The sequence below is a fragment of the Methylotenera sp. genome, assembly GCF_029945535.1.
Taxonomy (GTDB): Bacteria; Pseudomonadota; Gammaproteobacteria; order Burkholderiales; family Methylophilaceae; genus Methylotenera.
Genome location: NZ_JAQSCU010000013.1, coordinates 56310 through 80964 on the forward strand (window position 1 = coordinate 56310; position 24655 = coordinate 80964).

A 24655-nucleotide genomic window follows, 5' to 3' on the forward strand; every position below is an offset into this window, starting at 1 on the left:
CAGTGGTTAAATGAATTTTCGTTTCATTTTATTTAGCCAGAGTTTCATTTTAAATTTAAACGTATTGCTAGGTAGATTGAGCGGACCACTCCAGCTTTGTCCCCTGCGTAAATAGTATTGAGTGAACAGATTAGAGCTTATGCCCCATTTACGCAAAAATAAATGGCTGCCATTTTTTTTAAAAGTAAGTTTTCCGGTAGATTTAGACATGAAGTGATAAACGCGACTTTGACTTATGCCCTTAAAGTCTCTCACGCCAAACTCCCAAAGTTTCATTGAAAAGTCAGGATCAGAATACATACCAGGTGAAAAGTCCGTACTATATCCACCAACTAAGTCCCATAACATTGTAGGCAGCACACTTGGTGGCCATGTGGCACCGTTCCAGTCATCCTTAATCGGTTTAGAGAAGTGTTCCAGAAGTGTGGTTTCGTTAAAGTTTTCAGGGTTGCTACCAAAATCAAATGGTGCGATTACACACATATTTCCTGATTCACGTGGTTCTATCATGGTGCAAGATAGGAAAAAATAGGGGGAAGTTTGTTTCTTTACCTCTTCGTACAACCAAAAATCCCAATCTGGGCAAGCATACATATCGTCATTAAAATAGACCAACAATTTACTTGTGGCGAGTGTACGAGCTATATTCATGGCATAACAAATACCAATGTTTTCTACTGAATGAGTATAGTCTAAGCCTTGTTCTTTCACCCAAGACAGCGAGCCATCTATTCCCTCATTAAGATGGATAATAATTTGATGTGAGTAACGGGAGTTTTTTCTCAGGCTATTGATACAGGTTTTTAAAAAGTCTAAATTATTCCAACTTGGAATAACGATTGAAAACACTTCGTCTGTTGAGTTGATTGTGCCGTGGTGTTTGCTAACTGTAGGCGCTTTAGATAAAAAGGAAGCTTGCATTAAATTTTTTTATTTAAAAAATAGAGTTGTAAGTATTTATAATAAGTCGTTTCTGCATTATTAAACGCTAACATCAAACCGTGTGAACCATCTAAAAACCCTCGTTTAATAATATAGGTCCGAATGAATGCCCACATGCCATGCCCTATAGCGCCACATAGGTTTGTACGTTTGTTTTTAGCATAGAGTTCTGCTGCACCTAACATTGCATAACGTTGCATTTTATCTAAGACCTCATCAAGATTTTGATAACTAAGATGTAGTAAAGATTGTTTTAAATAACCAGCGGGCATAGCTATCAATAAGCTTTCGTGTACTAAATGATTACTAAATTTTGCACTGTCGCGTTTAAATAGGCGTGCCACATAGTCTGGTCGCCAGCCTGAGTGTTGGATGAATCGACCACAAAAGCTGGATAGTCTCGGCATAAAATAGATGTCGAATTGTGGAGATTTTAATACATCTTGAATTTCACTCTGCAAAGTAGCATCTATACGTTCATCAGCGTCTAAAGATAGCACCCAGTCTTTAGTTGCATAAGCTAAGGCGCGATTCTTTTGTACTCCAAAACCTTGCCAGTCTGCCGAGGTATAAACGAGGGAAGTAAATTCCCGAGCGATACTAAGCGTTTCGTCAGTACTACCGGAATCTAATACAATAATTTCATCTGCCCAAGCCACTGAAGTCAAACAGTCACGAATATCATGCGCTTCATTTTTGGTGATGATGATGACTGAAAGGCTAAGACTTTTTATGGAGTTCATTTTTATTGCCAAACAAAACTACCCTTAACACGGGTGCCATGCATAGACATAGAATATTCCATCAGTTCTTTGGATAACCAGTGTCTTTTTTGACGACTCTTTCTCATTTTATTTAGTTTACGTGTGAACCAACTATGTTTGAGTAAGCGGTAGTTATAACGATAACCTAGACCATCTTTTTCTGATAAGCCGCGCTCTTGCTTCATCGCACTTTGGGTGATGGAGCCAAAATGGTGCAGCCAAGTTGCACCAGTCATCGCGCCAGTAATATTGGCTTTAGCCATCTCGTTAAAAAACATGGTGTCTTCAAAGCCTAATAGTTTAGGGATTGGTTGAAAGTACCCAATATCTAACCAAACTGATTGATGCACCGCTAAGCAAACAGCATGATGCCCACCTACTCGCATCGCATCTTGCATTTTTAAATTTGATTGTTTAGCAAACTCATCCAGATCATAATCAAGAATACCATTGGAAATGGAGTTTGTTGTGAGAGGTCCTTCTATCAATGAAGGTGAAATCACTTTTATATTATTTTTTTCAGCAGCTTCGATTAAATTTTCAATCCAATGCTCAGTAACGATTACATCATTATTCATAATAATCGTCCACTCCGCCTGTAAAGCAAGTGCACCCTGATTCCAGGCTGTGCCACAACCCAGGTTAGTTTTATTGAGTATAAGTCCACCTAATGGTAATGATTCAAGATAACTACGAGTGCTGTCTGTTGAAGCATTATCCACAACAACTAGACGACTTAAATCTAACTTATGCTTGATCATGCTGTCGATACACATTTTTGTGTATTCCACTTGGTTATAACAAGCAAAGGTGATTGCGTATTTTTGAGGGTTCATGATATCCGACCATTAAAGTGCATTGCGTCATGGGACTTGTAAAATAGAATTTGGCCACAAAATATTGCTAAAGTTAAGCCATAAAATGAAGCAGAATAACGTAAGTTAAGTACCTCCATACTTAAGCTACTAATAAACTGACAGGTTAAAAAAGCCAATGCAAGGAAAGCAACATCTCGTATTTTTTTATTTGCACTACGAAGATTCTTAACAAAAAATATAGCAGGTATAAAAAATAATGCTAATGTAGATATTAAACCCCAAATGCCTGATCTGACCATGTTAGCTGTAATATCATTATGAAATCCAGCAGTGAGCGCGGTCATTTTAGTTGGCATTTCTGCAAAGTCCAGCGCAGAGTCGTTAATAACACTTTCAAAATTACCATCACCCCAACCACTTAGCGGCTTTTTTTCAAGTAAAAAAACTGCAATCCTTGCGAAGGATATTCTAGCGCCAACCGAACTGTCTTTATTTTGGTCGTTCCAGTGATAATTTGAGATTTCGTTAGCGGCCATTTCCGCACGCTGTTGGACTGTTGTAGATAAAAAGTAACTGAAAATGATTACTGTAATGATGCCTATGCCAGCAATAAATTTTTTCTTAAAAGTAAATATTCCATTATCAAAATAGATCCAAATTAGCCCAATTATTGGAATTGCCAGCCATCCCGTTCTGCTACCTGAAGCAATGGATAGATAGATGCCTGAACCAAATCCAATCAATTTATATAAAATGAGTAATTTAGAATAATGACGGTGTAATTTTATAGAAATTAAACTCATCAAACCAAATGTGAGACTTAAGCTGCCAAACTCTAATGGATCAACAGCTTGAGTAGATAATCGAGTTGCACCCCAAAACAAGTTCGGGTGAGTTACTATATTCGCTAGTGCTAATAGGGTTACTATTGGAAATATGTAGCTTAAAAGTTCAACTACACGAGGGCTGTTTTTTAACATTGCCCAGATCACAAAAATGCAAATTAAAATGTGCAAAGGGCTATCATAGTAATCCCAAGCGAATTGCCCTCTAAAGGATTGCCCCAATAGAATCGCAATAATGGGAAGTGAGAAAGTGATTGATAGTAATTTAATATCGAAAGCATTTTTATAGGAATCAGCCGATTTGAGAATATAGCTTTTATTTCTAAAAAAAACATAAATAGCAAGTAGTGCGCATACGGCAACTATTCGCGTCATCCAGCCGGAAACTGTAAGTAGAAACAGTGGAGATATTGCTAGGCTGAGTGTGAAAAGTTGCTCAGCAGATACGTTTTTGATTGAGTCAAGAGCGTTGATTTGGTTTTTAAGCATAGGCGAGATTTGTGGTTAATTGATCTAAGTTCGGGATTTAGCGTATGCAAGTAAATCTGAAACGTCTTGAGTGCAAAGTTTGTCCATCACTTTGCTAATTTCTTCTTGAGGCCAATCCCACCAAGCTGCAGCTAGTAAATCATTTCTAGTTGCTTCATCAAATCTCCATTTTATTAGTTTAGCGGGGTTGCCTGCCATTACAGCATAAGGTTCAACATCTCGGCTAACAACTGCCCCATTAGCAATGACAGCGCCATGACCAATAGTGACACCTGATAAAATAATACAGTTTGCACACAGCCATACATCACTGCCAACAACCACATCTCCGCGGCTACCGCCCTTTATATATCCCTTTTTATATTGGGCATCCATTTCAAAGAAAAACGGAAATGGGTAATTACTTACCCAGTCCGTTCTATGCTGTCCCCCGAGAAATATTTGTACATTGCTTGCGATGGAGCAATATGCACCAATTTTTAATGTGCTGCCTTCATTGTTGTCATGAACAATGGGCATCCCGTGGCTCGCAGTGCCGACCGTATAATTAGGGTAGCGTTTTTTAAACTTTTCTTGCTGGCGAGCATGGTTTTGGAGTTTACTTTTGTCAGTTTTATAGTTAGTAAAACTTGCCCAAATTATTTTTAAATAGTTTTTAAACATTATTGCCGCAGTATATGTCGTAGATGCCTAGTCTAAATAGAATCTAGGCATCAATTATGCCCTAATTTCAGGGTGTTTGTTTAGATATTGGCTAATAGAAGACACCATTCGTTTGACGATAAGCCCTGCATTGAGGATAATTGAGTCAGTACATTAATTTTCTGGTCTTATATAAAATGAAGCAATCCCATATAGAAGTTACCGAACGTATTATTGAGGTTAGTCGTCCTACGCGTTCTGCCTATTTAAACCGCTTAGATGACATTGCCAATCGTCAGCGTGGCGCTGATCGATTAGGTTGCGCCAATGTGGCGCATGCGTTTGCGGCGATGCCAGCGAATGATAAATTGCGTGTAGTGGTAGAAAAAGCGCCTAATATTGGCATTGTCACGGCTTATAATGAAATGCTGTCTGCGCATCAGCCTTATGTTAATTACCCTAATGTTATTCGTGATGAGGCGCATAAGTATGGTGCTACGGTGCAGGTTGCAGGTGGCGTGCCTGCTATGTGCGATGGTATTACGCAGGGTGAGCCCGGCATGGAGATGTCCTTATTCAGCCGTGATGTGATTGCGATGAGTACTGCTATCGCGCTTTCACATGATGTATTTGATGCGGCAATGTTGCTTGGTGTGTGCGATAAAATCGTGCCTGGCTTGCTAATTGGTGCTTTGAAGTTTGGCCATTTGCCCTGCATATTTGTGCCTGCTGGTCCAATGAGTACCGGCTTAGACAACACAGCTAAATCTAAAGTGCGTGAAAAATATGCGCAAGGTTTGGTTGGGCGTGAGGAGTTGTTAGCTTCTGAATCTGCCGCTTATCACGGAGCAGGTACTTGTACATTTTACGGTACTGCTAACAGCAATCAAATGTTGCTAGAAGCAATGGGCTTGCATGTACCAGGCGCCGCATTTATTCACCCCGCTGATGGCATGCGTGAAGATTTAACGCGTGAAGCTGTGAGATTGGTATTGGATATGACCAAACCACAAAGCTTCACGCCAATTGGTCGTCTAGTTGATGAGCATGTGATTGTAAATGCAATGGTGGCCTTGCTGGCTACTGGCGGCTCAACTAATCACCTAATTCATTGGGTTGCAGTTGCCCGCGCTGCAGGCATTATTATCGACTGGACAGATTTTTACCATTTAGCCAAAACTACGCCGTTATTGGCAAGCGTTTACCCTAATGGTAAAGCGGATGTTAATCAGTTTCAAGAGGCTGGCGGCCCGGGTTTTGTGATTCGCGAGTTGATTGAGGGTGGCTATATGTACCCAGACGTATTTACCGTCACTAAAGGAGGCTTGCATGATTTTGGCAAAAAGCCAACTAAAGAAGATGGTAAATTAGTTTGGAAATCATTCCCTGAAGAAAGTGGTGATGAAACCATTGTTCGTACTGTTGAACATCCGTTCAGTGAAACGGGCGGTTTACGTTTACTTAAAGGCAATTTAGGCCGTAGCGTGATTAAAATTTCAGCTGTGCCTGCAGACCGCCATATTATTGAAGCACCAGCGATTGTCTTTGATGCGCAAGAGGAGTTGTTAGACGCGTTTGATCGCGGAGAGCTGGAAAAAGACTTTATCGCGGTAGTGCGTTTTCAAGGACCTAAAGCGAATGGTATGCCAGAGTTACATAAACTCACACCTCCGCTTGCAGTGCTACAAAACAAAGGCTTTATGGTGGCAATTGTTACAGATGGTCGTATGAGCGGCGCATCGGGTAAAATTCCAGCGGCAATTCATTTAACACCAGAAGCGTCAGCAGGCGGTCCATTAGCTAAGGTGCGTACTGGCGATATTATTCGCTTAAATGCAACAGTAGGTATGGTGAACGTGCTGGTAGATGAAGATGAGTGGGCGGAACGTGAAGTGGAAGAGTTATCTGATACTAAGCGTCATAGCAATGCACATGGCTTTGGGCGTGAATTGTTTGGTGGGATGCGCAGGAATGTGCTCTCAGCCGAAGAAGGTGCAGTTACTTGGTTATAACTTTGCAAATCAACCGATAACGTCGTTGCATTCACTTGCCGTACTAATCGTACTGTCTGGGTTTATGCGCCTAGTTCTCGATTGATTATCAAAGTTTGAATCCGCTTTGAAGCTCAATTAAACTAAATAATATTCAATATAAGATACCCCTCTACCTTTTAGGGAGAGGGTTAGGGTGAGGGTGAAATCCCACTTAATGAAAGTACCCATAACAATTTTAATTAACTAGGTAGATAAGAAATATGAACACATTAGATTTAGCCAAACAAGGCCCAGTTATTCCAGTGATTGTGATTAATAACGTTGAAGATGCTGTGCCAATGGCTGAAGCATTACTTGAAGGTGGTATTCGCGTGTTGGAAGTAACATTGCGTTCTTCTTGTGCGTTACAAGCGATGGAGCAAATCGCTAAACACGTACCAGATGCCATTATGGGTTCAGGTACAGTGCGAAACTTAAAAGATGCACAAGCCTCACTTGATGTCGGTTGTAAATTTGCAGTGAGTCCTGGTTACACAAGTGAGCTTGGTCTATTCGCACGTAAAATTGGTTTGTCTTTGTTGCCAGGTGTTTCTACAGGCTCTGAAATCATGATGGCAAACGCAGATGACTATTACTTCTTAAAGTTATTTCCAGCAGTTGCTGTGGGTGGTATTAATTTGCTTAAAGGCTTTTCTGGTCCATTTGGCGATGTGAAATTCTGTCCTACAGGTGGTGTAACTGTTGAATCAGCACCTCAATTCTTAGCGTTACCAAACGTTGTAGTTTGTGGCGGCACATGGCTTACTCCAGCGGATGCTGTGGCGCGTAAAGATTGGGCGCATATTACAAAATTGGCTAAAGAAGCAAGCGCCATTAAAGCCGCATAAGTTTATTTAACTTAAATTCAACTGGGCTGGGCAATTGCCTAGCCCTTTTTGTTTATAAGACTTTGTCATTCTGACTTTAGGAATACTTTTTGAAAATTGATATTACAAAATATAAGACCATCGTGTTTGACTGTGATGGTGTCGTACTTGATTCCAATGTTGTTAAAACAGAGGCTTACTTTCGTACTGCAAAGAATTTAGGCGCGACAGATGCCGAGGCTCAAGCGCTAGTGGATTATCACGTTAATTTAGGCGGTATTTCGCGATACCATAAATTTGATTATTACATACGTGAGATTTTGCATCAGCCCGTCACAGATAGTGCTATTCAAGTTTTATTAGATGGGTTCAGTAAGGAGCTGGAAGTTGGCTTAATGCAATGCGATCTAGCAAAAGGGTTATTTGATTTGCGAACAGCTACACAGAATGCCAATTGGATGATACTTTCAGGTGGCGATCAGCAAGAAATTCGCACACTTTTTGCTAAGCGCAAGATTGACCATATGTTCGATGGCGGTTTATTTGGCAGCCCCGATAATAAAGATGAGGTATTGGCACGTGAGAAATCTAGCGCTAATATCCAGTTTCCAGCTTTATTCCTAGGTGATAGTAAGTATGACTTTGAGGCTGCAGATCGGGCAGGATTGGATTTTATTTTCCTTAGTGATTGGACTGAAGTGCCAGACTGGCAAGCATTTTGCCAAGAAAATAAGCTAACTGTACTAAATAATATTGCTCAATTAATTAGCTAAGTAATTTGTTTTAAGTTTAAATAAACATATCGTTTATGCTGATTTGGCTATCACTTTGATCACGGTAGTATAATAATCAGCAGTTCAATCATAAGGTTAAGTATATTTAGTATGAAATACTTCATAGTTGCATTGTTCTTAACTGCGGTAGGCTTTATTCATTTCCGTGGAAAAGTTCGTCATCCTATTCTTAAACAGTTATTTGATCACTCGGCTTTTGTCGCGCCATTCAATTTGTTTATGTACATATTTTCTAAAGTGCCGACCACGCCGTACTTGTCCGCAAGCCATTTTCCTGAAATGCAAGCGGTAACAGATTCATGGCAGGTTATTCGCGAAGAAGCGCTCAATATGCGCGAACAAGAGCGTATCGCAGCTTCAAAAAACAACAATGATGCAGGTTTTAATTCATTCTTTAAAACTGGCTGGAAACGGTTCTATTTAAAATGGTATGACGCGCAACACCCTTCTGCAGCACTTTACTGCCCTAAAACAGTGGAAATTTTAAGCAAAATCCCAAGTATTAAAGCGGCGATGTTTGCAGAGTTGCCGCCTGGTGCGAAATTGAATCCGCACCGTGATCCATACGGTGGATCACTACGTTACCACTTGGGTTTAACCACGCCGAATCATGACGAGTGCTTTATTAATGTAGATGGCGTGCCTTATAGCTGGCGGGATGGCGAAGCCGTGATGTTTGATGAAACTTACATACACGAAGCGTATAACCGTACAGACCAAGATCGGATTATTCTGTTTTGTGATGTTGAGCGCCCCATGCGTTACCGCTGGGCGCAGGCCGTTAACCGCTTTTTAGCCAAAAATATTGTTACGGCGGCAAGCTCGCCCAATGATGATGGTGATCAAACGGGTTTTATTAATAAGGTTTTCTATATTGCTTGGGTAATTGGGCAGTATCGCCGTCGTTTTAAAAGTTGGAATAAAACGGTTTATAAAATCACCAAATTTTCTTTAATCGTTTTGGTGATTTACTTAATTTGGAAAATATAGTTTAAAAGTGCTGTGATGCTATGCCAATGATTGAATCGAAGCTAAAGTCTTTCTTTCCTAAACGGATATAGCGTAACAAGATTAGTAGAAAGTCTAAATTAATCCTGAAGCAATATTGATTGTTAAAGCCACTAAAGTAGTATTAAAGAAAAAAGCTAAAACGCAGTGCACCAAGCCTGTTCTACGCATTTTTCTATTAGAGAAACTTACGTCAGCAGTTTGCCCTGAAGTGCCTATCACACAGGCAAAATAAAGAAAGTCACTATATTCAGGCATAGGTGTTCCTGGGAACTCTAATCCCCCTGAATCACTCTGTGTTTTGGTAACATAAAAGTCATGGGCGTAATGTAATGCAAACATTACTTGAGTAAATGTCCAAGAAGATAAAATAGTGAGCACAGCAAGCGTGATGTGTGCCGACCGAAGCATACCGTGCATGTCTTTGACAACTGATAGCTCAGCAACAATGGCGCCTATAGAGACTACAGCTGCAATAATCACCATACCTAGAACTACATATCTACCATCATCCTGTGCTATGGCTCGCGTACGTATCTTGTCATGGGTAGTCCAGAACATCATTCGAGCTGCGAATATCAAATAGAGCCAAGCGCCTGCATTCCAGCCGATGATTGCTCTGGTAACAGGGTGTAGCGCCAAAGATTTTGGTAAAAAAATTGCGATGAGAATTCCAGCTAGAATCGAACTGAATAGTCTTGGTCGTGACAGAATTATGCGAAATAATTTAGGTGGTTTTGATGTTGTTGAGGAGCTGTTCATTTTTGGTCGCTAGATAAGATTAAATTCCAAACCAAGCACATATGCCGAAACCTAATCCAATTAAGGCGCAGAACATGCTTGCATATTGTAACCATCTTCTGCGCGTTAGCAAGGCTATTGCCGCAAGTGAGATGGCAATCTGCAATGCAGTCGTTCCTGTGGCCCAACGATGATGAAGATGCATAGAGTGTTCAGAGCTTTCATCGGCCTTATGACTCAGTTCTTCAAATTTCTCAGCTTTCTTTTTGATGTCAGATTTCTCAGCCGCGTAACGCAAAGCATCATTCTTATTATCAACTTGGTCTTTGCCTGATGTTAATTTTGCTGCGAGTTCGGCTAAACTTTGTTTATTGCTTTTAGCTTGATAAAAATTCCATTGATCTGACGCATTGGTTTTCTGGATGGAAGCTTCATTTTTAAAAATAATGGCCTCACCAAGCGTGACGCTGGCTTCATACGATAAAATCGCACCTATAGTTGCCATTACTGCTGTCATCACAGCAAGCCTGCCGTTAAAGCCACGGCTTTCTTCATTGGCTTCTAGAACTTCTTCGTGCGGACCTTTCACCTCAAACTCTTCGCTCATTTTGACCTCTGTTTTTATTAATATAATAAAGCTAAATTAGCCTCAACATAATGTGCTTCGGCACTAGTGGGATTGTCATGTAGCAATTTGTCAATCATGGACTGTGCTTCATTGGATTTGCCTGCCTCCGCTGCGAGACAAACCTGATGCATAGAAGCGTCTTCAGCACTGAACGCTGGAGCTGTAAATGAGATTGGTATAAGTAATGCGGCTAATTGTATGAGTAACTTTACTTTCATGAGTAATCCTTATGCAGATATGTAATATAGTATATCTGCATATTAAGGATGCTTCCTTACAAGCAGCTGACACTGAAAAAACAGTATCTTCATCTTAAAGGTATTTAATTTTTCTTTGAGCCAGTTTGAGTTTTATTGCAATTGATTTTGATTTCTACAAGTGATGTAAATCAATTTCTGATGTGATGGATGATTTGTTGCGGGGATATTTTTTTTAGGCAGTTCAAATGACCGAGTGGGCATTCACGTTTAAAACAAGGACTACATGCCAGCCCTAAATACTCAACAACGGCTTTATCACTCATTGGCGGAGTATGGTGAGGGTTAGATGAGCCGTATATTGCGACCATTTTTTTATCTAATGCAGCAGCAACGTGCATGAGTCCAGAGTCGTTACTGATGACGTTCTCGCAAAGCGACATTAAATCTATCGCTTCACTTAAATTAGTTTTTCCGCCTAAATTTACGCATCGATTGTTGGTTAGAGTATTGATGGCAGTGGTGACTGGAATATCTTTTTCAGAACCAAATAGCCAGACTAGCCAGCCTTTGCTTAGAGCTTCACGCGCAACTTCAGCATAGTATTCTGCAGGCCAGCGTTTAGCTTCTCCATATTCTGCACCTGGGCATAGTCCTAATATTTTACTGTATGGCGATGGGATGCCTAGTTTCTGTAAAGTTGCTAGCGCATTGTCTTTGTTGGCTATGAGCGATGGATTGGGGATGTTGTCAGGTAATGGAGTGTTCTTTTCCAAACCCAAGGTAACAAATCTATCTACTGTGCGTGGTAGCTTGATTTTATCCAGTTTGCGCACATCATTGACCAAACCGTAACGAAACTCACCTAAAAAGCTGGTACGTTGTGGAATATTTGCGGCAAAGGGCAAGATGGCAGATTTAAGGGAGTTGGTCAGAATGATTGCTTGGGTATAGGCTTCATTGCGCAGACTTTTACCAAATTTAATACGTTCAAACAGAGCAAACTGACCGTGTTTGAAGGACAGGGCGATGCCCTTATTCACTTCTGGCATGCGCTCTATGAGAGGTAATGTCCATGCGGGTGCGGCAACGTCAATAATGCAGTTAGGGTCGTTTAATTTAAGCGTTTTGAACAGACTTTGTGCAAGCACCATATCGCCGACCCATGATGGGCCAAGTACCAATATTTTTGATTGAGTTGATTGCAACTTCGCCACTACGCACCTAGTTTTTTGATGATGTTGCTAGTGCTGCGGCCTTGCACCAATGGAATCAATTTGACACTACCGCCCCACGATTTAACCTCAGTGCCGCCTACTACTTGATCTTCTGTGTAATCGTCACCTTTTACAATGACATCTGGGCGTATGGCATCAATCAGTTGTAACGGCGTGTCTTCATCAAACAAAATGACCGCATCTACTGAAGCCAATGCGGCCAATACACGCGCTCTATCGCCTTCATGTACCACTGGACGCGTTGGACCTTTCAAGGCGCTGACAGAGCGATCTGTATTTAAACCTAAAATCAGTTTGTCGCCAGTTTTTTTTGCAGCTTCTAAATAGGTCACATGACCTGCGTGTAGTAAATCAAAGCAGCCGTTGGTAAAGACTATTTTCTGTTGATTGGCTTTCCAGCGGCTCACAAGTTCAGCCAATTGAGTGCCGTCACAAATTTTATCAGCCTGCGATTGCCCATCTTCGCTCACTAATGCTTTTAGTAGTTCGGCTTTTGAAACAGGTACAGTGCCGACTTTGCCGACTACAATACCTGCGGCAATATTCGCAAGTTGTAAGGCATCGTGTGGATTTAAGCCATGCGCTAAACCTGCAGCCAGTGTGGCAATTACCGTGTCACCAGCACCTGAAACATCGAATACTTTTTTTGCAGTAGCTGGAATATGTTGTATCTGTTTATCGTCAATAAGCGAAATACCTTCTTCGCCACGAGTGACGGCAAGAAAGTCTAAGTTCAGCTGATTTTTCAACTGTTCGGCGGCATGCAGTAATGCTTCTGTTTCATTGATATCGACGCCACAGGCCTCGGCAGTTTCTTTTTTGTTGGGGGTGAGCGTGCTGGCGCCCTTATATTTGCCGTAATCACGGCCTTTAGGGTCAGCAATCACGGGTATATTCAGATGCTTGCAATGCTCGATGATGGCTTTACAGGTGCTGTCACTTAACACGCCTTTAGCATAATCAGACAAAATGACCATGGCAGGTTTGTTGTTTAGGGCTTGAGCCACGTTGTTGAGTAGCTGCTGGTTTTCTTCAACACTAAAAGCTGCAGCGCTTTCATCATCAATACGCACAATTTGTTGATTGCCACTCATCACTCTAGTTTTTGAGACGGTTGGACGTAACTTAGAAGTCATAATGTTCGCGACTCCTATGCCAGAGTCCGCAATTATTTGCGTTAGAATTTTGCCAGTCACATCGTCACCGATACAGCCGATGATTTCGGTGTTTAGCCCTAAGCCAGATAAGTTTGCGGCTACGTTGGCTGCGCCGCCAGCTCTATCTTCTGATTGTTTAAGCAGCACGACAGGTACAGGCGCCTCAGGTGAAATGCGATTTACATTGCCCATTAAGTAACGATCTAACATCACGTCGCCGATGACTAATATAGATTTTTTGCTGCCTGTGAATTGACGTACAGTGTCGATTAATTGCGAATTCATATAGGTCATTTACTTTAACTTAGCAATAAGCATCATCATGCATTAAATAGTTTTGTACGTAATCTTGTACACCTTCTTCTAAGCTGCAGAACGGCTGCGTAAAACCAGCTGCACGTAGTTTAGCTGCGGTAGCTTCGGTAAAGTATTGGTATTTACCTTGTAGATCTTCAGGCATATCAATGTAGGTAATGTTGGGCGATTTACCCATGCTGGACATCACGCTAGTGGCTAAATCTTTAAATGCGCGCGCTTTGCCAGTACCAATGTTATAGATGCCATTAGTGCAGGCTTTGCCACTTAAGGCTGCGGTTAGAAAGTGCACAACGGCAGCGGCGGCATCTTTCACATATACAAAATCGCGTAACTGCATGCCATCCGAATAACCTTCTTTATGGCTTTTGAAAAGCTTAACAGTGCCAGTTGCTTTAAATTGGTTAAAGCTGTGAAACGCCACGCTGGCCATGCGCTCTTTATGATATTCGTTTGGACCGTAAACATTAAAGAATTTGAAACCAGCCCAGGCTGATGGTGCTGCCAAGCCCTTGTTTACCTGTTGTAAGGCCCATTGATCGAAGAAGTGTTTGGAATAACCATAGCCATTCAGTGGACGAAGATTTTCAATAGAAACATCATCATAACCATGCTCGCCGTCGCCATAAGTGGCGGCTGAGCTTGCGTAGAAAAAAGCTGCGTTATTGTTAGCGCACCATGTCCACAGATTTTGTGAGTAATTAATATTGGCTTCAACGAGCTTGTTAAAGTCGCGCTCAGTTGTTGCGCTGATAGCGCCCATGTGGATGATTGCTTCAATATCCTGACGGCCTTCCAACCATGGCATGAGTTGGTCTTTATCCAAATATTGCACATATTGGCGTTTAACCAAATTCTGCCATTGGTTTTCATGCGTGATGCGGTCAACAATCACCATATCATCACGTTGAAGTTTTGTATTGAGATGCCAGGCGATGATAGAGCCTATCATCCCTGCGCCTCCAGTAATTACTATCATAGTTTCTTTAATGAGCTTAAAGCAAAAGTATAACGCTTATTGATTGGCACCCAAAGCTTGAGCACGTAATTTAGTCATTTCGTTACTTTTCTTTACTAAATCGCTATCCCACTCAGTTGAAACCCAACCTTGCAGATTTTCTAGTGCAATTGCTGTCATGGCGTGTATCCAAGCTTCGTTTTCATTTAATGCTGGGATGTAGTTATACTCGCCGCCACCATTACTTTGAAATATGTGTTTGCCTTCCATGGCGATTTCTTCCAACGTTTCTAGGCAGTCGCTACTAAAACCTGGGCAGATAACATCAATGCGTTTCGTTTTAGCTTTGCCTAAATCTTCCAGAATGCCAGCAAGATAAGGTTTTAACCATTCTTGCTTACCGAAGCGCGATTGAAATGCGATTAAATACTCATCTTTGCCTAACTCTAAAGCTTCTGCCAATAAGCGACCAGTTTTGTGGCATTGGCAATGGTAAGGGTCGCCACTGGTTAAATGTACTTTAGGCACGCCATGAAAGCTCATCACTAACTTGCTTGGTTTGCCGTTGATTCTCCAATGCTCACGCACGCTAGAGGCCAATGCGGCGATATAAGCTGGGTGATCGTTGTAATTACGTATGCTACGAATTGCTGGCTGGTTGCGTGTTTTGAGTAATACGCGAAACACCGCATCCATAGCTGACGCTGTGCTGCTGGCAGCATATTGAGGGTAAAGCGGAAACACTAAAATGCGGTCGCAGTGCTGAGCTTTTAACTTATCAATGGCAGATTGCATGCTGGGGTTGCCGTAGCTCATACCCAATTCAACGGCAAAGGGTGATTTAATTTTCTGACCTAAGAAACCGCGTAATAAAGTAGTTTGTTTTTGCGCATGCACCAATAAAGGCGAGCCTTCTTTCAGCCAGACTTGCGCATATTTTTCAGCTGATTTCTTTGGGCGTATAACTAAGATGATGCCATTTAAAATAAACCACCAAATAGCGCGTGGGATTTCTACTACGCGAGTGTCGCTTAAAAATTGACGCAAATAGGGGCGTAAAGCTTGGGCTGTTGGCGCATCTGGTGTGCCTAAATTAGCCAATAAAATACCAACTTTAAGTTGGTCGCCGTGTTCGTACTTTGGTTCTGCGTTGTAGTAAGCCATATATGGTTTCTAAGTATTTTTTCTATTTAATTATTTGATAATGCATTTGATAATAGTTTAGCAGTGACATCTACAATCGGTATCACACGCTCATAAGCCATACGCGTTGGACCAATGACGCCTAACGTGCCGACTACCTGACCATCAGCTTCATACGGTGCGGTAATCATGCTGCATTCGTCTAAAGGTAAGTACCCACTTTCGCCGCCGATGAATATTTGTATGCCTTCAGCACGTTGGCTATTATCAAGCAATTGCATCAGCGAAGTGCGGCGCTCAAATATTTCAAATAACTTACGTAAGCTGCTTACATTAGTAGAGAGCTCATCCACTTGAAGCAAATTACGTTCTCCTGCAATCACAACACCATCTTTATTGCTATCAACTGCTTTGCTGCTTGCTTCAAGCGCCGCTGCCATGAGGCGATTCATATCAGATTGCATTTGTTGGAGCTCAATATGCAGTTTTTGTTGCACTTCTTCAAAAGTTTGACCTGAAAAATTTGCATTAAAGTAATTGCTGGCTTGAGTCAGCTCACTTTGCGAATATTTCTTTTCTGCCATCAGGATGCGATTCTGCACATTGCCATCGCTGGTAACGATGATGACTAATATTCGGGTTTCAGATAAAGGTAAAAATTCCAAATGCTTAAAAGCCACGCGCTTACGCTTAGGAATCATGACCAAGCCAGCAAACTGTGTGAGCTGCGAGAGCATGTCTGCAGCACTGGCAATGAGTTCGGTGGGGTTGGGTGAAGATAAGCCGCTTTTGAGTTGCTGTAGTGCTTGAGTTTCTAATGGTCGGACAGTCAGAAGTGAATCTACAAACAGGCGATAACCTTTTTGTGTCGGAATGCGACCTGCCGAAGTGTGCGGACTGGCGATAAAGCCCATTTGTTCTAAATCACTCATTACATTGCGTATGGTTGCCGCACTCACATCTAAGCCAGAATGCTGCAATAGCGTGCGCGAACCAATAGGTTGACCATCACTAATGTAATGTTCAACCAAGGTTTTTAATAATATCTGTGCGCGTTTGTCCATGACTGTAGTATTTTGCCCGATTTATGGCATTCGTCATACAGATAACTAGCTAATTTGTTCGCATAATACGCTTTTACAATAATCTTTAGCTTTCGCTATATCTTTAGCTTTCACTTGGCGCAAAAAGGCATCTGTGATTTAATTTCGCCATGAATCAAACATTTAAGTCTATCGCCATCATTGGCAAATACATGAACCAATCGGCTCTACAATTGATGCAGAGTGATTTGACAGATTTGGTGCATCATTTAGCTGTAAAAGATTTCGATATATGGATAGAAAATAACACAGCTCAATATGTTGATCTGACCGGCTTTAAAACGGAGTCGTTAGAAAAAATAGGTAGCAATGTTGACTTGGTGATAGTCATGGGGGGTGATGGCACTATGTTAAGCGTTGCTCGCAATCTAATTGATCATAATGTGCCGCTTGTAGGTATTAACCGCGGACGATTTGGTTTTTTAACCGATTTACGCGCCGAGGACATGCTTGAGCAGCTTGATAAAATTCTATCAGGTGATTTTATTGAAGAGCCGCGTGTGATGCTAACCGCACAGGTGGTGCGTGACGGACAATTAGTCCATGACAATTTTGCATTGAATGACGTGGTAATCAAGAGTGCTTTGCGATTGATTGAGTTGGAAGTGACTATCGACCACAAATTCGTGCATAAACAACGTGCTGATGGCTTGATTATTAGCACACCTACGGGCACTACCGCTTATGCACTCTCGGCGGGCGGCCAGATTTTACATCCTAATTTACAAGCGATTTCATTAGTGCCAATTTGTCCGCATACGCTCAGTAATCGACCAATTGCCGTACATAGTGACAGCTTAATTGAAATTACCTTGATGCAGTTTGACGAGGCGCACTTGAGCTTTGATGGTCAATTTCAGGTGACGTTGGAAGTTGGCGATAAAATTACTGTCAATCGTGCAAAGCAGACGATTTCTTTATTGCATCCAAGCGACTATTGTTATTTTGACATGCTCCGCAACAAACTGAACTGGGGCTAATTTTTTTATGCTACAAAGCCTATCTATCCGTGATTTTGTCATCGTCAATCAACTTGATTTAGATTTTGAAGCGGGTTTTACCGTGCTGACAGGTGAAACTGGCGCTGGTAAATCAATTTTAATTGATGCCTTATCGCTAGCTTTAGGTGCACGCGCGGAGGGCGGCGTCACCCGCGCTGGATGTGACAAAGCTGAAATTAGCGCCATTTTTGCTATTACAAATAACTTAGAAGCTAAGCAATGGTTAGTCGATGCGGAAATGGAAAATGAAGCGAACGAACTGATTTTACGTCGAGTGATGTACGCTGATGGCCGTTCGCGTGCTTTTATCAATGGCGCAACAGTCACGGTTGCTCAACTCAAAGAGCTAGGCGAATTGCTGGTGGATATTTACAGCCAGAATGCGCATCATTCATTGTTAAAACTTGCCACTCAACGCAACGTGTTAGATAACTTCGGCGGCTTGTCAGGCTTAGCAATACAAGTTAGCACCCAATATAAAGTATGGCATGTACTTAATCAGCAACGTTTAGAAGTCGAAAAAAATGCGAGTGCGTATGCTGACGAACTGGCAGATTTGCGCGATAACACGCGTGAGTTAGCGCAAGTTTCACTAAGCCCTGCCGAATGGGAGGAGTTACAGCAAGAGCATTTGCGTTTATCGAATGGCGCTGGCTTGATTACAGGCGGTGAGGAATGTCGCGAGTTATTGAGCGAGGGCGAGCTATCTGCCATGCGCTTGCTGACTCAGGTGCAGCATAAATTGCAAAGTCTGTGTGAATATGACGCAGCAATGGCTGAAGCGGCTGAAACGCTTGATTCGGCTCTTATTCAGCTTGAAGAAACCTCGCGTTTTTTAAATCGGTATCTTCAACGCGCAGAGCTAGACCCTGCTGGGCTTGCAAAGTTGGATTCTAGAATTCAGAACATCCATAATGCTGCTCGCAAAAACCGTGTTAAACCAGAAGAGTTAGCAGATTTGTTGATTAAATCACAAGCGCGTATGGCTGAATTAGAGCTGTTTGCAAATGATGGTGAACTTGCCAAGCAGGAAACTCAAGCTTTGGCTATTTACATGCAGTTGGCTAAACAATTGAGTGATGGCCGTAAATCTGCAGCGGCGAAATTGGGCGCTCAAATCAGCATGGAAATGCAGCGCTTGTCTTTAAGCGGCGGTAAGTTTGAAGTGGCACTCGCAGAGCAAGCGCCAACAGTCAATGGGCTTGAGCAGGTTGAGTTTTTGGTTGCAGGTCACGCAGGAGTGGCTGCCAGACCACTTGGCAAAGTGGCTTCTGGTGGTGAGCTTTCACGTATTAGTTTAGCCATTCGTGTAGTCACGGCGCAAAAAGAAACTATCCCGACCATGATATTCGACGAGGTTGATGTTGGTATAGGTGGCGGTGTCGCTGAAGTCGTGGGGCAACTGTTGAAGCAGTTAGGGGAGCAGCAAAACGACAAAAACTTAACTGAACGTCAAGTGTTAGTGATTACCCACTTGCCACAAGTGGCGGCATTAGGCACGCATCATCTACGTGTAAGTAAATCACTGGTGAATGCGCAAACGCTCAGTACAATTACCGTTTTAGATGATGGAGCGCGTATAGAGGAAATAGCACGCATGCTGGGCGGTATTGAGATTACTGAAACCACACGCCAACATGCTAAAGAGATGCTGGCGCGCTAAGGTTAATTTATTACGTTTTACTTATCGCAAGGTTGTTTTTCGCAAATGCCGTAAATAGTGAGTGAATGGTCTTGCATTTTAAAACCAAATTTCGCGGCAGCAGCTTCTTGTCTTTTTTCGATTTCGGCATCATAAAACTCTTCTACTCGGCCACATTTCACACAAACGATATGGTCGTGATGGCCGCCATGATTCAGCTCAAAAACGGCTTTGCCGCTTTCAAAATGGTGGCGTATTAACAAACCAGCTTGCTCGAATTGAGTGAGCACTCGATAAACCGTCGCTAAGCCAACATCTTCGCCAGAGTTTAGCATCACTTTATAAATATCTTCGGCAGACAAATGGCGTTCTTTACTATTTTCAAACAGGCTCAATACCTTAAGTCTAGGTAATGTAGCCTTCAGGCCTGCGTTTTTTAAGTCTTTTTGATCTTGCATCGTTGTTTACTCACATTTAATAATCACAGTGTTTTTTGGTTCGCTGTCTACGTGTTATATTAACGCTAATTCAAACTAAAGTCATAATATGCGTATTTTTTCTACTTTGCGGTACATAGTTATTTTATTCGCAGTTCTCTGCGCGTCATGCGGCACAGCATTGCCAACGATAAAACCTTACAAGCTGGATGTGCAACAAGGCAATGTAGTGACTTCTAAAATGTTATTGCAATTGCGACCTGGTATGACCAAGTCGCAAGTACGTTTCATTATGGGTACGCCCTTAATTCAAGATAGCTTTCACGGTAATCGCTGGGATTACGTTTATCAAATGCGCGAAAAAGGTAAGATTACCGAGCAGCGTCGTGTGATTTTAGATTTTGACGGTGAGGCTTTAAAAACAGTGCGTGGTGATGTGATTCCAAAAGGTAGCGAGTCAAAAACCGAAGAAGGTTCTACAAATAGCGGTACGCGCGTCATAAACCCAACAGAAAAACCTGCAGAAAAAGGCGTGCTCAATAAGTTGAAGTTTTGGCAAAAGGACGAAGCAACGCTAGCTAAAGAAGCAGAGGCTGCTAAAGCAAAAGCTGAGGCTGAAGAGGCTGCCAAAAGTGCAGTAGAGCAAGCTAAAGATGAGCTGGCTAGGAAATCTGCAACGCCTATAGAGGAGCCCAAGTCAGATGAGCCGCAATCAATGATGGCTGTGCCACTAGAGGCATTGCCAATGAATGTACCTACTGCAGCATCTATACCTGTGGAAGCGACTGCTACTATTGCTGCTGTAGCTGAAGTGCCACCAGTTGTTGAGCCTGCAAAAGAGGTTGTACCTGTGCAATCTAGCCCAGTAGTTGAAATGAAAGCTGCACCCGAAAAAAAAGCTACTGTTACGCAAGCTAAAACTGAACCTGTTAAAACTCTAGCTGAACCAATCAAGCCTTATGAATCAACTGCAGGTATGAAGTTTGATAGAAATCTAAAGTTGCCTGAAGAGGCTGAAGTAGAAGCCGCTCCAGCGCCAGCGGCGCCACGTGCAGGTAATAAATCTGTACCTAAGCCAAAAGATTTACCTCCAGAAGGTGAACCAAGTTTTTTTGACAGAATGCTAGAGAAAATTGGTTTCTAGTTTTTCAGAGCAGACTAACTCGCAAAACGTTGTTAGGTAATGACGAGAACATTTTTTTTAAAATATTATAGATTTATTAGGTAGTTAGAATCATGGCAAATCCTTTAAAAGTGGTCATCGCGGGCTGTTCTGGTCGAATGGGTCACGCTCTTCTTGAATGTGTATTTGCTGATGCGGACTTAGTGTTGCATGGTGCGCTTGATCGCTCAGGTAATCTTCAGCTTGGTCGCGATGCGGGCGAACAACAAGGCAAAATTTCAGGTGTAAAAGTTACCGATAATATAGATGAAGCCTTGGAAAATGCGGATATTTTGGTCGATTTTACCCGCCCAGAAGCTAGCTTAATGTATTTAGCTGCCTGCCAAAAACACAATGTCAAAATGATTATCGGCACGACAGGGTTTTCTGCGGAACAAAAGTTGCTGATTGAGGCTGCTTCTAAAAATATAGCCATTGTTTTTGCGCCGAACACCAGTGTTGGCGTATCTTTATTGATTAACTTAGTGCAGTCTGCAGCTAAAGTGTTGAATGAAGGTTTCGATATCGAGATTATTGAAGCGCATCATCGCTTCAAAGTAGATGCTCCATCTGGTACGGCTTTGCGTTTGGGTGAAGCTGCAGCAAGTGCGCTGGGTCGCAACTTAGAAGAGTGTGCCGTTTATGGCCGTGAAGGCGTAACGGGTGAGCGCGACCCTAACACCATTGGTTTTGCTACGGTACGTGGCGGCGATGTGGTGGGCGATCACACAGTATTGTTTGCGGGCTTAGGTGAGCGCGTAGAGTTGACGCACAAAGCCAGCAGCCGCGCTACATTTGCATCGGGCGCTTTACGCGCTGCAAAATTTCTAATTGGCAAGCAAACTGGACTTTTTGATATGCAAGATGTTTTAGGGTTGAGATAGTTACATTTAGTTAACCTTGGAACCCTAAAAGACACTGCTTGCAGCACCTCTAGCCACATATCTTGATTTCAAATCAAGAGTCCATTCAGAATTCAGAAACGAAATTTTCATGATTAAGTTCGCCGGATTAAAATCCTTTTTATGTAGCTCGAGATTCTTTTATATCCTGTTATTTACGATTACCTCGGCTGCTGGTGTGCTGTTTGTCATACATACCAAGCAAGCACAAGACGAGGAAATGCGTAGCAATTTAATTACCTATGCTAGAACTATCGAGAAATCTATCGACTGGCAACCGTTTGCTAAGACGCTAAATACAGATCCAGATCTAATTAAGGTAGAGGATTTAGTCGAACTTAATTCTAAGTTGAATAGCGCATGTAGAGTGAATGTGGATTGTCACTTTATTTATCTGTTGTATTTAGATAAAACTCAAAGCAAAAAACAGGTTCGATTTTTACTTGATGCCAGCCCTCAGCCGCCCTCAGAAATATCCAAACTCGCTGAGATATTTACCGAGGCGAGTGATGAACTAAAGCGCGTGATGAAAATAAGAGCGCCAATTGTAGAAGGTCCAGTCACAGACCACTGGGGCTCATGGATTAGTGCACGTGTACCCGTGACTGTGACGGTTAAAACGCCAAATTTTGTCATGTTGAATGTAGATGTGGCTGCAAAGGGCTGGAATAAACGTTTGCTAAGTAAAACTTTGTTTCCCGCCTTGCTAACGCTATTCTTTTTATTAATTTTAACTGGCTTGATTCTTAGAAACGAGTATGTGGAAAACCTACTCAAGCAGTTATTTGACTCAACCACTGTGCTTTCAGAATTAGCCTACTATGATGCATTGACTGGCTTGCCAAATCGTAGATTATTAGATGACAGAGCAGCGCAAGCATTTAAAGCCGCTAAGCGCTCCAAACAAATGGTCGCTATTATGTTCTTGGATCTGGATTACTTTAAAGCCGTCAATGATGATTATGGGCATGAGGTAGGTGACCGATTGTTAGTCAGTGTTGCGGGGCGTTTAAAAGAGTTACTCCGCACAGATGACACCGTCGCTAGAATAGGCGGCGATGAGTTTGTGATTCTATTGCCAAAAGTGGAAGATGAGCAGCAAGCAACGGTGGCTGCAGAAAAAATCATTAAAGCGCTGACTAAACCCTTTGAGATTGACGGTAAAGTCTTAGAAATTGGCGGCAGCTTAGGTGTGGCGATTTACTCTAAGTCAGGCGCCACGCCAGCTAATTTATTGAAGTGTGCTGATGAAGCGATGTACTCAGCTAAACGCCTTGGCCGCAATATGTTTGTTGTTTACGCAGACGATATATTAACGTCGAGCGAAATCTAATCCAGCTGTCAAATTCATTATAGATTTATACCAGTAACAATAAATGCTCGCGCTCCCACGAGCTAATCACGCGGTTGTAGGTGCCATATTCTAATTCTTTAACCGCACAAAAAGCATCAACAAATTTTGTGCCAAAAAGCTCATGCATAGGCTCACAATTACGCAGCAATTCAATCGCATCTTCTAAATGATGTGGCAGGTCATCCGCCATATTCCATGCGCTAGTTGTTAGTGCTTCAGTTGGCTGCAGCGCTTCAACTATGCCTTGGTAACCACAAGCTAGCGTGGCGGCAATCGCTAAATAGGGGTTTACATCTACGCCTGGTACGCGATTCTCAACACGTCTTGAACTTGCATCAGAGTTAGGTACACGTATGCCACAAGTGCGGTTGTCATAACCCCAACGCACATTAGTAGGGGCTGACATAAATGGCGCTAGTCTACGATATGAGTTTACGTAAGGTGCAAACATTGGCATCACTTGCGGAACATATTTTTGTAAGCCTGCGATATAGTGGAAAAACTCAGGGCTAGCGCTACCGTCGGCTTTGCTAAATATATTGATGCCGTCAGCATCAATAACGCTTTGATGTATATGCATAGCGCTACCAGGCTCGGCTTCCATCGGTTTTGCCATAAATGTGGCGAATATGCCGTGACGTAAAGCCGTTTCACGCACCGTACGTTTGAATAAAAATACACGGTCAGCAAGTTCTAGTGGGTCGCCATGCGTGAAATTGATCTCCATTTGCCCTGCACCAGCTTCATGAATCAAAGTCTCAACGCCCAATCTGTGCACGTCGCAGAATTTAGACAGCTCCATAAAGAATGGGTCAAAGTCATTTACCGCATCAATTGAATAACTCTGTCTGCCAGCCTCAGGCTTGCCTGTGCGACCAATAGGCGGTTGTAGAGGTTCATGCGGGTTTTGTTGGCGCGCAACCAGAAAAAACTCCATTTCAGGCGCTACTACAGGGCGCCATCCACGTTGCGTATAAAGGTCGATCACACGTCGCAGCACAGCACGCGGCGAAAGCGCTACTGGTGTGCCATCCCATTCCAAACAGTCGTGAATAATCACGGCCACAGGCTCTGCCGCCCAAGGCACAACTCTAAAGGTTGAAATGTCTGGCTTGCAGATCATATCGGGGTCGGTATCTCCCACATAAGGCCCGTTATCAGGTTGCTGACCATTCACTGTATTCAACAACACGCTTTTAGGCAAACGCATTTCACCTGCGCTTAAAAACAAATCTTTAGGTAGTATTTTGCCGCGTGCGATACCCGTCATATCGGGTATCACGCACTCAATTTCATGGATGTGGTTTTCAGTGATAAGTTGGGAAATCGATTTGTTCATAGCTAACCTTTAACGTATTTTATTTACTTCTACTTTAAAATTCTAAGCGGCTTTTTACAATCAAGTTACAATCAAAAGTTGAAAAGCAAGCCGCTTTTCGGTATGATTCGTTAATTCTGAAACGGGAAGAGTATAAAGCTCCTCCCGTTTTGCGTATCTGCCATTTGTTCATGATG

General features: G+C 42.3%; 24 protein-coding genes. 9 read left to right on the forward strand and 15 right to left on the reverse strand.

Annotation, left to right across the window (positions count from 1 at the left end; translation table 11 throughout):
• Window positions 1-6: 6 nt before the first annotated feature.
• Genes PSU72_RS08075 through PSU72_RS08095 form a run of 5 tightly spaced genes read right to left on the reverse strand, consistent with a single transcriptional unit; the run spans window position 7 to window position 4521 of the window.
• Window positions 7-921, reverse strand: a complete 915-nt coding sequence (locus PSU72_RS08075) for a glycosyltransferase (protein ID WP_300431815.1) — start codon at window positions 919-921, stop codon at window positions 7-9.
• The gene (locus PSU72_RS08080) at window positions 921-1685 is read right to left on the reverse strand and encodes a glycosyltransferase family 2 protein (RefSeq protein WP_300431816.1); all 765 of its coding nucleotides are present in this window, start codon (window positions 1683-1685) and stop codon (window positions 921-923) included. The genes PSU72_RS08075 and PSU72_RS08080 overlap by 1 nt, the downstream gene beginning before the upstream one ends.
• Before the next feature lie 2 nt (window positions 1686-1687).
• Entirely contained in the window at window positions 1688-2542 is an 855-nt protein-coding gene (locus tag PSU72_RS08085) for a glycosyltransferase (protein ID WP_300431817.1), read from the reverse strand.
• Window positions 2539-3858, reverse strand: a complete 1320-nt coding sequence (locus tag PSU72_RS08090; protein WP_300431818.1) for an O-antigen ligase — start codon at window positions 3856-3858, stop codon at window positions 2539-2541. The genes PSU72_RS08085 and PSU72_RS08090 overlap by 4 nt, the downstream gene beginning before the upstream one ends.
• Before the next feature lie 24 nt (window positions 3859-3882).
• Complete coding sequence (locus tag PSU72_RS08095; protein ID WP_300431819.1) at window positions 3883-4521, reverse strand: CatB-related O-acetyltransferase; 639 nt, start codon at window positions 4519-4521, stop codon at window positions 3883-3885.
• Between the two features lie 176 nt (window positions 4522-4697).
• On the opposite strand from PSU72_RS08095, the gene edd reads away from it, so the two are divergent.
• The 4 genes from edd (at window position 4698) to lpxO (ending at window position 9144) form a co-directional block, all read left to right on the forward strand.
• Complete coding sequence (gene edd / locus PSU72_RS08100) at window positions 4698-6512, forward strand: phosphogluconate dehydratase (RefSeq protein WP_300431820.1); 1815 nt, start codon at window positions 4698-4700, stop codon at window positions 6510-6512.
• 242 nt (window positions 6513-6754) lie between these two features.
• The gene (gene eda / locus PSU72_RS08105) at window positions 6755-7381 is read left to right on the forward strand and encodes a bifunctional 4-hydroxy-2-oxoglutarate aldolase/2-dehydro-3-deoxy-phosphogluconate aldolase (protein ID WP_300431821.1); all 627 of its coding nucleotides are present in this window, start codon (window positions 6755-6757) and stop codon (window positions 7379-7381) included.
• A gap of 89 nt (window positions 7382-7470) precedes the next feature.
• Window positions 7471-8133 (forward strand): HAD family hydrolase, encoded by a 663-nt coding sequence (locus tag PSU72_RS08110; RefSeq protein WP_300431822.1) that lies wholly within the window; start codon window positions 7471-7473, stop codon window positions 8131-8133.
• Between the two features lie 111 nt (window positions 8134-8244).
• Window positions 8245-9144 carry a lipid A hydroxylase LpxO gene (gene lpxO, locus PSU72_RS08115; RefSeq protein WP_300431823.1) on the forward strand — a complete coding sequence of 300 codons (900 nt, stop codon included), beginning with the start codon at window positions 8245-8247 and terminating at the stop codon, window positions 9142-9144.
• Between the two features lie 93 nt (window positions 9145-9237).
• Here lpxO and PSU72_RS08120 read toward each other — a convergent pair whose 3' ends face one another.
• From PSU72_RS08120 to hrcA, 8 genes are all read right to left on the reverse strand, one after another.
• Window positions 9238-9924, reverse strand: coding sequence for a DUF1345 domain-containing protein (locus tag PSU72_RS08120; RefSeq protein WP_300431824.1), 687 nt, complete (start codon window positions 9922-9924; stop codon window positions 9238-9240).
• A gap of 19 nt (window positions 9925-9943) precedes the next feature.
• Window positions 9944-10510, reverse strand: coding sequence for a DUF4337 domain-containing protein (locus PSU72_RS08125; RefSeq protein WP_300431825.1), 567 nt, complete (start codon window positions 10508-10510; stop codon window positions 9944-9946).
• 17 nt (window positions 10511-10527) lie between these two features.
• Window positions 10528-10749: a hypothetical protein gene (locus PSU72_RS08130; RefSeq protein ID WP_300431826.1), complete on the reverse strand. Its 222-nt coding sequence runs from the start codon at window positions 10747-10749 to the stop codon at window positions 10528-10530.
• Between the two features lie 170 nt (window positions 10750-10919).
• Window positions 10920-11945, reverse strand: coding sequence for a lipopolysaccharide heptosyltransferase II (gene waaF, locus PSU72_RS08135; protein WP_300431827.1), 1026 nt, complete (start codon window positions 11943-11945; stop codon window positions 10920-10922).
• Window positions 11945-13408, reverse strand: a complete 1464-nt coding sequence (gene hldE / locus PSU72_RS08140; protein ID WP_300432507.1) for a bifunctional D-glycero-beta-D-manno-heptose-7-phosphate kinase/D-glycero-beta-D-manno-heptose 1-phosphate adenylyltransferase HldE — start codon at window positions 13406-13408, stop codon at window positions 11945-11947. The genes waaF and hldE overlap by 1 nt, the downstream gene beginning before the upstream one ends.
• A 19-nt stretch (window positions 13409-13427) precedes the next feature.
• Window positions 13428-14417, reverse strand: coding sequence for an ADP-glyceromanno-heptose 6-epimerase (gene rfaD / locus PSU72_RS08145; RefSeq protein ID WP_300431828.1), 990 nt, complete (start codon window positions 14415-14417; stop codon window positions 13428-13430).
• A 36-nt stretch (window positions 14418-14453) separates the two neighbouring features.
• Window positions 14454-15560, reverse strand: a complete 1107-nt coding sequence (hemH, locus tag PSU72_RS08150) for a ferrochelatase (RefSeq protein WP_300431829.1) — start codon at window positions 15558-15560, stop codon at window positions 14454-14456.
• Between the two features lie 26 nt (window positions 15561-15586).
• Window positions 15587-16603, reverse strand: a complete 1017-nt coding sequence (hrcA, locus tag PSU72_RS08155) for a heat-inducible transcriptional repressor HrcA (RefSeq protein ID WP_300431830.1) — start codon at window positions 16601-16603, stop codon at window positions 15587-15589.
• 149 nt (window positions 16604-16752) lie between these two features.
• Here hrcA and PSU72_RS08160 point away from each other — a divergent pair, with 149 nt between their 5' ends.
• Window positions 16753-17622 carry an NAD(+) kinase gene (locus PSU72_RS08160; protein ID WP_300431831.1) on the forward strand — a complete coding sequence of 290 codons (870 nt, stop codon included), beginning with the start codon at window positions 16753-16755 and terminating at the stop codon, window positions 17620-17622.
• 7 nt (window positions 17623-17629) lie between these two features.
• Complete coding sequence (gene recN / locus PSU72_RS08165) at window positions 17630-19306, forward strand: DNA repair protein RecN (protein ID WP_300431832.1); 1677 nt, start codon at window positions 17630-17632, stop codon at window positions 19304-19306.
• 17 nt (window positions 19307-19323) lie between these two features.
• Here recN and fur read toward each other — a convergent pair whose 3' ends face one another.
• The gene (fur, locus tag PSU72_RS08170; protein ID WP_300431833.1) at window positions 19324-19743 is read right to left on the reverse strand and encodes a ferric iron uptake transcriptional regulator; all 420 of its coding nucleotides are present in this window, start codon (window positions 19741-19743) and stop codon (window positions 19324-19326) included.
• An 88-nt stretch (window positions 19744-19831) separates the two neighbouring features.
• On the opposite strand from fur, the gene bamE reads away from it, so the two are divergent.
• The 3 genes from bamE to PSU72_RS08185 all read left to right on the forward strand — a co-directional run bounded on the left by bamE (window position 19832) and on the right by PSU72_RS08185 (window position 23119).
• Entirely contained in the window at window positions 19832-20866 is a 1035-nt protein-coding gene (gene bamE, locus PSU72_RS08175; RefSeq protein ID WP_300431834.1) for an outer membrane protein assembly factor BamE, read from the forward strand.
• Window positions 20867-20958: 92 nt separating this feature from the next.
• On the forward strand, window positions 20959-21768 hold the full coding sequence (dapB, locus tag PSU72_RS08180; protein WP_300431835.1) for a 4-hydroxy-tetrahydrodipicolinate reductase: 810 nt from the start codon (window positions 20959-20961) through the stop codon (window positions 21766-21768).
• Between the two features lie 109 nt (window positions 21769-21877).
• Window positions 21878-23119, forward strand: a complete 1242-nt coding sequence (locus PSU72_RS08185; RefSeq protein ID WP_300431836.1) for a GGDEF domain-containing protein — start codon at window positions 21878-21880, stop codon at window positions 23117-23119.
• A gap of 25 nt (window positions 23120-23144) precedes the next feature.
• Here the strand turns inward: PSU72_RS08185 and PSU72_RS08190 are convergent, their stop codons facing one another.
• Window positions 23145-24479, reverse strand: coding sequence for a glutamine synthetase family protein (locus tag PSU72_RS08190; protein ID WP_300431837.1), 1335 nt, complete (start codon window positions 24477-24479; stop codon window positions 23145-23147).
• Between the last annotated feature and the right edge of the window lie 176 nt (window positions 24480-24655).

Bases quoted from the DNA above. Each gene is read 5' to 3' on its own strand.
- PSU72_RS08075 (WP_300431815.1), bottom strand. From the start codon at position 921: ATGCAAGCTTCCTTTTTATCTAAAGCGCCTACAGTTAGCAAACACCAC.
- PSU72_RS08080 (WP_300431816.1), bottom strand. From the start codon at position 1,685: ATGAACTCCATAAAAAGTCTTAGCCTTTCAGTCATCATCATCACCAAA.
- PSU72_RS08085 (WP_300431817.1), bottom strand. From the start codon at position 2,542: ATGAACCCTCAAAAATACGCAATCACCTTTGCTTGTTATAACCAAGTG.
- PSU72_RS08090 (WP_300431818.1), bottom strand. From the start codon at position 3,858: ATGCTTAAAAACCAAATCAACGCTCTTGACTCAATCAAAAACGTATCT.
- PSU72_RS08095 (WP_300431819.1), bottom strand. From the start codon at position 4,521: ATGTTTAAAAACTATTTAAAAATAATTTGGGCAAGTTTTACTAACTAT.
- edd (WP_300431820.1), top strand. From the start codon at position 4,698: ATGAAGCAATCCCATATAGAAGTTACCGAACGTATTATTGAGGTTAGT.
- eda (WP_300431821.1), top strand. From the start codon at position 6,755: ATGAACACATTAGATTTAGCCAAACAAGGCCCAGTTATTCCAGTGATT.
- lpxO (WP_300431823.1), top strand. From the start codon at position 8,245: ATGAAATACTTCATAGTTGCATTGTTCTTAACTGCGGTAGGCTTTATT.
- PSU72_RS08120 (WP_300431824.1), bottom strand. From the start codon at position 9,924: ATGAACAGCTCCTCAACAACATCAAAACCACCTAAATTATTTCGCATA.
- PSU72_RS08125 (WP_300431825.1), bottom strand. From the start codon at position 10,510: ATGAGCGAAGAGTTTGAGGTGAAAGGTCCGCACGAAGAAGTTCTAGAA.
- PSU72_RS08130 (WP_300431826.1), bottom strand. From the start codon at position 10,749: ATGAAAGTAAAGTTACTCATACAATTAGCCGCATTACTTATACCAATC.
- hldE (WP_300432507.1), bottom strand. From the start codon at position 13,408: ATGAATTCGCAATTAATCGACACTGTACGTCAATTCACAGGCAGCAAA.
- rfaD (WP_300431828.1), bottom strand. From the start codon at position 14,417: ATGATAGTAATTACTGGAGGCGCAGGGATGATAGGCTCTATCATCGCC.
- hemH (WP_300431829.1), bottom strand. From the start codon at position 15,560: ATGGCTTACTACAACGCAGAACCAAAGTACGAACACGGCGACCAACTT.
- hrcA (WP_300431830.1), bottom strand. From the start codon at position 16,603: ATGGACAAACGCGCACAGATATTATTAAAAACCTTGGTTGAACATTAC.
- PSU72_RS08160 (WP_300431831.1), top strand. From the start codon at position 16,753: ATGAATCAAACATTTAAGTCTATCGCCATCATTGGCAAATACATGAAC.
- recN (WP_300431832.1), top strand. From the start codon at position 17,630: ATGCTACAAAGCCTATCTATCCGTGATTTTGTCATCGTCAATCAACTT.
- fur (WP_300431833.1), bottom strand. From the start codon at position 19,743: ATGCAAGATCAAAAAGACTTAAAAAACGCAGGCCTGAAGGCTACATTA.
- bamE (WP_300431834.1), top strand. From the start codon at position 19,832: ATGCGTATTTTTTCTACTTTGCGGTACATAGTTATTTTATTCGCAGTT.
- dapB (WP_300431835.1), top strand. From the start codon at position 20,959: ATGGCAAATCCTTTAAAAGTGGTCATCGCGGGCTGTTCTGGTCGAATG.
- PSU72_RS08185 (WP_300431836.1), top strand. From the start codon at position 21,878: ATGATTAAGTTCGCCGGATTAAAATCCTTTTTATGTAGCTCGAGATTC.
- PSU72_RS08190 (WP_300431837.1), bottom strand. From the start codon at position 24,479: ATGAACAAATCGATTTCCCAACTTATCACTGAAAACCACATCCATGAA.